General features: G+C 71.5%; 9 protein-coding genes. 4 read left to right on the top strand and 5 right to left on the bottom strand.

Features of this window, described 5'->3' with window-relative positions; all coding sequences use genetic code 11:
• The 5 genes from AC3WRT_RS20405 to AC3WRT_RS20385 all read right to left on the bottom strand — a co-directional run.
• Positions 1 to 461 (bottom strand): NuoI/complex I 23 kDa subunit family protein (locus tag AC3WRT_RS20405; RefSeq protein ID WP_492725205.1); only part of this gene is annotated, 461 nt, incomplete at its 3' end.
• A 138-nt stretch (positions 462 to 599) separates the two neighbouring features.
• Positions 600 to 1,571 (bottom strand): NADH-quinone oxidoreductase subunit NuoH, encoded by a 972-nt coding sequence (nuoH, locus tag AC3WRT_RS20400; protein WP_492725204.1) that lies wholly within the window; start codon positions 1,569 to 1,571, stop codon positions 600 to 602.
• Entirely contained in the window at positions 1,568 to 2,095 is a 528-nt protein-coding gene (locus AC3WRT_RS20395) for an NADH-quinone oxidoreductase subunit C (RefSeq protein ID WP_492725202.1), read from the bottom strand. The genes nuoH and AC3WRT_RS20395 overlap by 4 nt, the downstream gene beginning before the upstream one ends.
• A complete protein-coding gene (locus AC3WRT_RS20390; protein WP_492725201.1) occupies positions 2,092 to 2,760 on the bottom strand; it encodes an NADH-quinone oxidoreductase subunit B in 669 nt (222 codons plus the stop codon). The genes AC3WRT_RS20395 and AC3WRT_RS20390 overlap by 4 nt, the downstream gene beginning before the upstream one ends.
• Positions 2,760 to 3,119, bottom strand: a complete 360-nt coding sequence (locus AC3WRT_RS20385) for an NADH-quinone oxidoreductase subunit A (RefSeq protein ID WP_492725200.1) — start codon at positions 3,117 to 3,119, stop codon at positions 2,760 to 2,762. The genes AC3WRT_RS20390 and AC3WRT_RS20385 overlap by 1 nt, the downstream gene beginning before the upstream one ends.
• Before the next feature lie 172 nt (positions 3,120 to 3,291).
• On the opposite strand from AC3WRT_RS20385, the gene AC3WRT_RS20380 reads away from it, so the two are divergent.
• From AC3WRT_RS20380 to AC3WRT_RS20365, 4 genes are all read left to right on the top strand, one after another.
• Complete coding sequence (locus tag AC3WRT_RS20380) at positions 3,292 to 5,190, top strand: 2-oxoacid:acceptor oxidoreductase subunit alpha (RefSeq protein WP_492725198.1); 1,899 nt, start codon at positions 3,292 to 3,294, stop codon at positions 5,188 to 5,190.
• Entirely contained in the window at positions 5,187 to 6,266 is a 1,080-nt protein-coding gene (locus AC3WRT_RS20375) for a 2-oxoacid:ferredoxin oxidoreductase subunit beta (RefSeq protein WP_492725197.1), read from the top strand. Before AC3WRT_RS20380 ends, AC3WRT_RS20375 begins: the two co-directional genes overlap by 4 nt.
• Positions 6,263 to 7,267 carry an EamA family transporter RarD gene (rarD, locus tag AC3WRT_RS20370; RefSeq protein ID WP_492725196.1) on the top strand — a complete coding sequence of 335 codons (1,005 nt, stop codon included), beginning with the start codon at positions 6,263 to 6,265 and terminating at the stop codon, positions 7,265 to 7,267. The genes AC3WRT_RS20375 and rarD overlap by 4 nt, the downstream gene beginning before the upstream one ends.
• 36 nt (positions 7,268 to 7,303) lie before the next feature.
• On the top strand, positions 7,304 to 8,682 hold a 1,379-nt coding region (locus AC3WRT_RS20365), incomplete at its 3' end, for an MFS transporter (protein ID WP_492725195.1).

Here is an 8,682-nt window from a genome sequence, read left to right as displayed (position 1 = left end):
GACGGGTCGAGGGCGGGCGGCGGGGGGACGGTCGCCATCCAGGCCCCCAGGCGGTCCTTCTCGTGCAGCAGGTCGCGGATGTCGAGCTCGGCGTACTCGAACTCCGGCGTCCAGTGGAGGGCGTCGAACGGGCACACCTCGATGCAGATCCCGCAGTACATGCACAGCGAGAAGTCGATGGCGAACCGGTCGAGGACGTTGCGCTGGCGGGCCCTCCCCCCGGGCGTCGTCGGCGGCAGCTCCTCCTTGTGGGAGTCGATGTAGATGCACCAGTCGGGGCACTCGCGCGCGCAGAGCATGCACGAGGTGCAGTTCTCCTCGGTGAGCGCGATCACGCCGCGCGACCGTGGCGGCAGCGCCGGCGACACGTCGGGGTACTCGGCCGTGTGCGTGTGCCGCGTCAGCGACCTCGCTGTCGTCGCGAGGCCCTTGACGAGCCCCGGGAGTATGCCGTCAGCCACGTCCCAACACCTCCTCCTGCTCCCGCGCGTCGCTGCCACTCATCAACCGTCGAAAGGCCACACACCGGTGCGACGGCGCCCGCCAGGGCGCTCGTCGGCACCGGTTTGTGGCCTTTCGACGTCCGTAGGTGGGGATCGTCATGAGAAGGCCACCACCCCGACGGCGGTCAGGGCGAGCTGGACGAGGGCCAGCGGCACCAGCCAGACCCAGGCGAGGCGCTGGAGCTGGTCCTCGCGCATGCGCGGCCACGAGACCCGCAGCCAGATCACGACGACCGCGACGAGGAAGCCCTTGAGCACCGTCCACAGCCAGCCGAGCCACTGCTCGAGGGGGCCGGCCCAGCCGCCGAGGTAGAGCACCGCGAAGAGCAGCGACATGACGACGATGCCGGCGTACTCGGCGAGCAGGAAGAAGGCGAAGCGCAGCCCGGTGTACTCGGTGAAGGCCCCGAAGACGATCTCGGAGTCGGCGAGCGGCATGTCGAAGGGCGGGCGCTGCAGCTCGGCGAGGGCCGCGACGAGGAAGACGAGGGCGCCGGGCAGCTGCCAGAGCAACCACCACGGGTTCCACGCCTGGGCGATGCCGACGAGCGACAGGGACCCGGCCGCGAGCGCCACCGACGCGACCGCGAGGACCATCGGCAGCTCGTAGGAGACGAGCTGCGCCGCGGCGCGCATGGCGCCGAGCAGGGAGTACTTGTTGGCCGAGGCCCAGCCGGCCATCAGGGTTCCGATGATCCCGACCCCGATGACGGCCAGGACGAGGACGACACTCGCGTCGACGTCGGCGCCGACGACCTCGGGCGACAGCGGGATGACGGCGAGCGCCACGAGGTAGGGGATCAGCGCGACGAACGGCGCGAGCCGGAAGGCCCACCTGTCCGCCCTGGCGGGGGTGATGTCCTCCTTCTGGACGAACTTCACCCCGTCGGCCACCAGCTGCGCCCACCCGTGGAAGCCACCGGCATACATCGGCCCGAGCCGGCCCTGCATGTGGGCCATGACCTTGTGCTCGGTCTGACCGACGAGCAGCGGCAGCACGAGGGACGCCACGAGCACCGCCACGGCGCGCAGCACCACCTCGACCCAAGGGGCCAGCACGACGGTCATCGGGGACCCCAGTCCGGGCCTGGGACGCCGGGCGCCTGCACCCGCCGACGGCCGGGAGCGCGGGCGGAGTCATGGCCCTCGCCGGGCTCCTTCGCGCCGGGCCACGCCTTGGAGGCCCGGGCGGCGAGGACGAAGGACTTGCGCAGCGGTGTGCCCTCGAAGCCCTCGGGCAGCAGGAGCGGCCGCAGCCCGAGGCCGCTGCCGTCGTCGAAGCCGTCGAAGTCGATGCCGAACATCTCGTGGGTCTCGCGCTCGTGCCAGGCGGCGCCGCGGAAGATCCCGGTCAGCGACGGCACGGCGACGCCCTCGGCCGCCCGGGTGCGCAGCAGCACCGAGGTGAGCGCACCGGGCCGGCGCACGTCGAGCAGGTGGCACACGACGTCGAAGCCGGCGTCGTCGCCCTCCCGGTCGGTCTCGTCGACGGCCGTCAGCCAGTCGAAGTACGCGTAGCCCTGCTCGCGGAGCGCGAGCACGGTGCTCGACCACTCCCCGAACGGGACGTCGCGCACCTCGGTGACCCTCATCGGGCGCCGCCGTCCGGCGCCACGGGCCCCGGCTCGGAGCCCCGGCGAAGGAGGGGACGACGGACGTCACCGGCACTACCGACGCGCATGCCGGCATACCTCCCCTTGAGCTTCTGCGCCGACAGGCGCTCGCTCGCGATCTGCTCCTGCAGGCGGATGATGCCGTGCAGCAGCGCCTCGGGGCGCGGCGGGCAGCCGGGGACGTAGACGTCGACCGGGACGATCTGGTCGACGCCCTTGGTCACGGAGTACGAGTCCCAGTAGGGCCCGCCGGAGTTGGAGCAGGCCCCGAAGGAGATGACGTACTTCGGCTCGGGCATCTGGTCGTAGAGGCGGCGGATCGCCGGCGCCATCTTGTCGGTGACGGTGCCGGACACGACCATGAGGTCGGCCTGGCGAGGACCAGGCGCGAAGGGGATGACGCCGAGGCGGATGAAGTCGTGCCGGCCCATCGACGCGGCGATGAACTCGATGGCGCAGCAGGCGAGCCCGAAGTTGAAGACCCACAGCGAGTAGCGCCGTCCCCAGTTGAGGACCACCTTGATCGGCTTGGGCGCGTGGCCGCCCAGGACGCCCATGGACGCGGGTCCGACCGTCGGCATCGGGAGGCTGACCTGCCGGCCGGGCTGGCTGGCGGACTCGCGCTCGCTGGGCGGCTGGCCCATCACACCCACCTCAGCAGGCCGCGCCGCGCGGCGTGGGCCAGACCGAGCACGACGACGGCGAGAAACAGGCCCATCTCGACGAGGCTGGCACGACCGAGGCGGGCGTCTCGGATGACCGTCGCCCACGGGAAGAGGTAGATCGCGTCGACGGCGAAGATGACGTAGAGGAAGGAGAAGACGAAGTATCGGACCTTGGTCTGGGCCCAGCCCTGGCCGACCGGGTCGACGCCCGACTCGTAGGTCGCGAGCTTGTCGGCGTGCGGGGCACGCGGAGCCAGCAGGCGTCGGACGAGCATCGCCGCCGTGACGAGCAGGACGCCCGCCCCCAGCACCGCTGCGACGGCCACGTACCCGGACATGAACGCCAGCCTAGCCAGATGCCCGGCATCCCGGCGGAATGGTTCGACACATGCCTGTCCGAGTGATGGCAACCCGTCCAAAGTTGAATTCAGCACGAACTACCATGGAAATTGCCCGGCGCACAATGGCCCGGGCAGCGAATCGTATGGAAGATCGAGGACGTCGCAGAGCATGAGCGCCAAACTGGTCCAGAAGCTCGATCGCGTGGTCATCCGATTCGCCGGGGACTCCGGCGACGGCATGCAGCTGACGGGTGACCGATTCACCTCGCAGACCGCGCTGCTCGGCAACGACCTGTCGACCCTGCCCAACTTCCCGGCCGAGATCCGCGCGCCCCAGGGGACGCTGCCCGGCGTCTCGAGCTTCCAGCTGCACTTCGCCGACCACAACGTCCTGACGCCCGGCGACGCCCCCGACGTGCTCGTGGCGATGAACCCCGCCGCCCTCAAGGCCAACCTGCGCGACCTGACGCGCGGCGCCACGATCATCGTCAACACCGACGAGTTCACCAAGCGCAACCTCTCGAAGGTCGGCTACGTCGAGAGCCCGCTCGGGGACGGCTCCCTGACAAGCTACGACGTGCACCCGGTCGCACTGACCTCCATCGCCGTGCAGGCCCTCGCGGCCTTCACCGACCTGACGCGCAAGGAGAAGGAGCGCGCGAAGAACATGTTCGCGCTCGGCCTGCTCTCCTGGCTCTACACGCGCCCGATGGACGGCACGGAGGCGTTCCTCAAGGCCAAGTTCGCCGACAAGCCGGAGATCCTCGAGGCCAACCTCACGGCCCTGCGCGCCGGCTTCAACTACGGCGAGACCACCGAGGACTTCGCCGTGGCCTACGAGGTGGCGCCGGCGACGATGGCTCCGGGCACGTACCGCAACGTCACCGGCAACGTCGCCCTGTCGCTCGGCCTCGTCGCCGCTGCCCACCGCGCCCACCTGCCGCTCTTCCTCGGCAGCTACCCGATCACGCCCGCGTCCGACATCCTCCACACGCTGGCGGGGCTCAAGCGCTACGGCGTCGCGACGATGCAGGCCGAGGACGAGATCGCCGGGGTCGGCGCCGCGCTGGGCGCCTCCTTCGGTGGCGCACTGGGCGTCACCACGACGTCCGGCCCGGGCCTCGCGCTCAAGGCCGAGACGATCGGCCTGGCCGTGTCGCTCGAGCTGCCGCTCATCGTCTGCGACATCCAGCGCGGTGGCCCCTCGACCGGCCTGCCGACCAAGACCGAGCAGGCCGACCTGCTCCAGGCCCTCTTCGGCCGCAACGGCGAGTCACCGGTGGCGGTCGTCGCGCCCGCAACGCCGGCCGACTGCTTCGACATTGCCGTGGAGGCGGTGCGCATCGCGACCACCTACCGCACGCCGGTCATCGTGCTGTCCGACGGCTACCTCGCCAACGGATCCGAGCCGTGGCGCCTGCCGCGCACGGCCGAGCTGCCCGACCTGGAGGTCGAGTTCGCCACCGAGCCGAACGCCGTGGACGACAAGGGTCAGCCGACCTTCCACCCGTACCTGCGCGACCGGGAGACGCTCGCGCGGCCGTGGGCCATCCCCGGCACCCCGGGTCTGGAGCACCGGGTCGGCGGCATCGAGAAGGCCGACGTCACCGGCAACATCTCCTACGACCCCGACAACCACGACCACATGACGCGGCTGCGCCAGGCCAAGATCGACGGGATCGCCGACAGCATCGGCTCGCTCGTCGTCGACGACCCGACCGGCGACGCGGACGTGCTCGTCCTCGGCTGGGGCTCGACCTACGGACCGATCGCCGCGGGCGTACGCCTGGCGCGGGCCACCGGTGCGCGAGTGGCCCAGGCGCACCTGCGCCACCTCAACCCGTTCCCCGCCAACACCGGCGAGGTCCTGCGCGCCTACTCGCGCGTCATCGTGCCCGAGATGAACCTCGGCCAGCTCGCGCTGCTGCTGCGCGCGAAGTACCTCGTCGACATCGAGTCGCACACGTCGGTGCGCGGCCTGCCGTTCCAGGCGGGCGAGCTCGCCGACGTCATCGCCACCGCCGTGGCGTCCGTCTCCGACGTGCCCCTGAAGGAGGCCGCCCAGTGACCACCGACCTTGGTATGCCGTCCGCCGCGCCCGGTGCCATCGGCACCGCGAACGTGCCTCGCCTCACCGACGGCACCGCCCTGACGAAGAAGGACTTCACGTCCGACCAGGAGGTGCGCTGGTGCCCGGGCTGCGGCGACTACGCGATCCTCGCCGCCGTGCAGGGCTTCCTGCCCGAGCTGGGGCTCAAGCGCGAGAACATCGTGTTCGTCTCGGGCATCGGGTGCAGCTCGCGCTTCCCGTACTACCTCGACACGTACGGCATGCACTCGATCCACGGCCGCGCCCCGGCGATCGCGACCGGCCTTGCCGCCACCCGTGAGGACCTGTCGGTCTGGGTCGTCACCGGCGACGGTGACGCGCTCTCGATCGGCGGCAACCACCTCATCCACGCCCTTCGCCGCAACGTCAACCTCAAGATCCTGCTCTTCAACAACGAGATCTACGGCCTGACGAAGGGGCAGTACTCCCCCACCTCGCACATCGGCCAGGTGACGAAGTCGACGCCCCTCGGGTCGCTCGACACCCCCTTCAACCCGGTGTCCCTCGCGCTCGGGGCCGAGGCAAGCTTCGTGGCCCGGACCATGGACTCCGACCGGCAGCACCTGACGTCCGTGCTGCGTGCGGCCGCCGAGCACCGTGGGTCGGCCCTCGTCGAGATCTACCAGAACTGCCCGATCTTCAACGACGGCGTCTTCGACGTGCTCAAGGACCGCACCGAGGCCGCCGCGCGCATCCTGCAGCTGACCAACGGCGAGGAGGTCGCCGCCGGCGACAACGTCGTGGTCCGCGACGACCGCGGCTCGCTCGCCGTCGTGCCGCGGACCGAGGCCGACCCGACCCGCATCGTGCGCCACGACGCCTCGGCCGACGACCCGTCCGCTGCGTTCGCGCTCTCGCGGCTCGACAGCCCCGACCTCGGGCACGTGCCGATGGGGGTCTTCCGCAACGTGCAGCGCCCGACCTACGACGACTCCCTGCGCGCTCAGGTCGCCTCGGCCCGCACGGGTGAGGTCACCGACGCCGACATCGACGCCCTGCTGGCCGGCCGCGACACCTGGACCGTGGGGGCGTGAGCGGCCGCGACACCGTCTCGTCCGTCACGAGCGCCGAGTCCTCGACGCGCGCCTCGGGGTCGACGGCGCCACACGGCGAGGTCGGACGGGGCACCCTGCTCGGCTTCGCGGCATACGGCCTCTGGGGGCTCTTCCCGCTCTACTTCGACGCGCTGAAGCCCGCCGGGCCGTGGGAGATCCTCGCCCACCGCATCCTGTGGACGCTGCTCTTCTGCGTCGTCGTGCTGCTCGTCGTGCGCGACTTCGGATGGATCCGGCCGCTGCTGCGGCGGCCTCGGCTCCTCGGCGGCACGGCGATCGCCGCGGTGCTCATCGCCGTCAACTGGGTCATCTACGTCGCGGCCGTGACCTCCGGCAACACCTCGGAGGCGGCCCTCGGCTACTTCCTCAACCCCCTCGTCACGGTGGCGCTCGGCGTCGTCGTGCTCGGTGAGCGCCTGCGCGTGCTGCAGTGGGTCGCCGTCGGGATCGGCGTGGTCGCCGGCGTCTACCTCGGCGTCTCCGGCGGACGCGTCCCCTGGGTGGCGCTGACGCTCGCGGTGTCCTTCGCGCTCTACGGCCTGACGAAGAAGAAGGTGGGCGTCAGCCTCGACGCCATCCACGGCCTGACGGTCGAGACCGTCGTGCTGGCCCCCGTCGCCGTGGTGCTGCTGCTCCTCGTTGGCGCCCAGGGCGGGCTGGAGTTCGGTCGGCACGGCGGGGTGCACAGCTCGCTGCTCGTCCTGTCCGGCGTCGTGACCGCGGTACCGCTGCTGTGCTTCGCCGCCGCAGCCAGGCGCATCCCCCTCGTGACGATCGGGCTCATCCAGTTCATCACCCCGCTCATGCAGCTGCTCTGCGCGGTGCTGCTGCTGCACGAGCACATGCCGCGCGAGCGCTGGATCGGCTTCGGCATCGTCTGGCTCGCGCTCATCGTGCTCACCGTCGACTCGCTCGTCAGCCTGCGCGGGGCCCGGGCCGCCCGGCGCGACCCGCTCCCCGTGGACGACTGCCCGCGCTGAGGCGCCGGTCGTCGCGCGCGATGACAGACTGCCGGGGTGAGCGACATCGCCCTCGGCTCCAGAACCGGCCGGTTCGTCATCGCGGCCGCCGTCCTCGGTTCCGGCATGGCCCTGCTCGACGGCACGGTCGTCAACGTCGCCCTGGTGCGGATCGGCGAGGAGCTGGGTGCCAGCCTCGCCGAGCTGCAGTGGATCACCAACGGCTACCTGCTCGCCCTCGCCTCGCTGATCCTGCTCGGCGGATCGCTCGGTGACCGCTTCGGCCGGCGACGCGTCTTCGTCATCGGGGTCGTCTGGTTCACGGTGGCCTCCGCAGCGTGCGGCCTCGCGCAGTCACCCGTCCAGCTCATCGTCGCGCGGGTGCTCCAAGGGGTGGGCGGCGCCCTCCTGACGCCGGGCAGCCTGTCGATGATCCAGGGCTCGTTCCGCCCGGCCGACCGGGGCAAGGCCATCGGCGCGTGGTCGGGGCTCGGCGGCATCGCTTCCGCCCTGGGGCCGTTCGTCGGCGGCTGGCTCGTGCAGTACGCCAGCTGGCGGTGGGCGTTTCTCGTCAACGTGCCGCTCGGCGTCGCGACCGTCTGGATCGCGCAGCTGCACGTCCCGGAGACGCGTGACGAGAAGGCCGGCCACCGCTTCGATGTGGCCGGCGCCGTGCTCGCCACGATGGCCCTCGGGGTCACGACCTTCGCGCTGATCGAGCACGCGTCGCTCGGAGCCGCGGCGGCCCTCGGCGTCGGCGCACTCGGCCTCGCCATCGGGGTCGCCTTCGTCCTCGTCGAGCGCCGCACGTCGCACCCGATGGTGCCGCCGGCCCTCTTCGCGTCCCGCCAGTTCAGCGCCGCCAACGGGATGACCCTGCTGGTCTATGCCGCCCTCGGCGCGGTCTTCTTCTTCCTCACCCTCGAGCTTCAGGTGGTCCTGGGCTACGGGCCGATGCTCGCCGGCATGGCGTCGCTCCCCGTGACGGTGCTCATGCTGCTCCTTGCCGCCCGCGGCGGTGAGCTCGCCTCGCGCATCGGCCCTCGCCTGCCGATGACCGTCGGTCCGGTCGTATGCGGCATCGGCACCCTGCTGCTCTCGGGCGTCGGCGCGGGCTCGACGTACTGGACCGGTGTCCTGCCCGGCATCACCGTCTTCGGCCTCGGGCTCGCGTTCCTCGTCGCACCGCTGACGGCGACGGTCCTCGCCGCGGCCCCCGACCGGTATGCCGGCGTGGCCAGCGGCGTGAACAACGCCGTCGCGCGCGCGGGCAGCCTGCTCGCCGTCGCTGCCCTGCCGGCCGTCGTAGGACTCAGCGGCTCGGACTATGCCGTGCCGGAGGCGTTCTCGGCGGCGTACCGAACGGCGATGCTCATCTGCGCTGCGTTGCTGGGGGCCGGCGGCACCATCGGGTGCGACGTGCGGCGCTCGACGAG

This window comes from Terrabacter sp. FW104-15G4B (genome assembly GCF_058790095.1).
The sequence above is the reverse complement of the archived record's forward strand: the minus strand, read 5'-3'. Positions and strand labels throughout refer to the sequence as shown.

Bases quoted from the DNA above. Each gene is read 5' to 3' on its own strand.
- nuoH (WP_492725204.1), bottom strand. From the start codon at position 1,571: ATGACCGTCGTGCTGGCCCCTTGGGTCGAGGTGGTGCTGCGCGCCGTG.
- AC3WRT_RS20395 (WP_492725202.1), bottom strand. From the start codon at position 2,095: ATGAGGGTCACCGAGGTGCGCGACGTCCCGTTCGGGGAGTGGTCGAGC.
- AC3WRT_RS20390 (WP_492725201.1), bottom strand. From the start codon at position 2,760: ATGGGCCAGCCGCCCAGCGAGCGCGAGTCCGCCAGCCAGCCCGGCCGG.
- AC3WRT_RS20385 (WP_492725200.1), bottom strand. From the start codon at position 3,119: ATGTCCGGGTACGTGGCCGTCGCAGCGGTGCTGGGGGCGGGCGTCCTG.
- AC3WRT_RS20380 (WP_492725198.1), top strand. From the start codon at position 3,292: ATGAGCGCCAAACTGGTCCAGAAGCTCGATCGCGTGGTCATCCGATTC.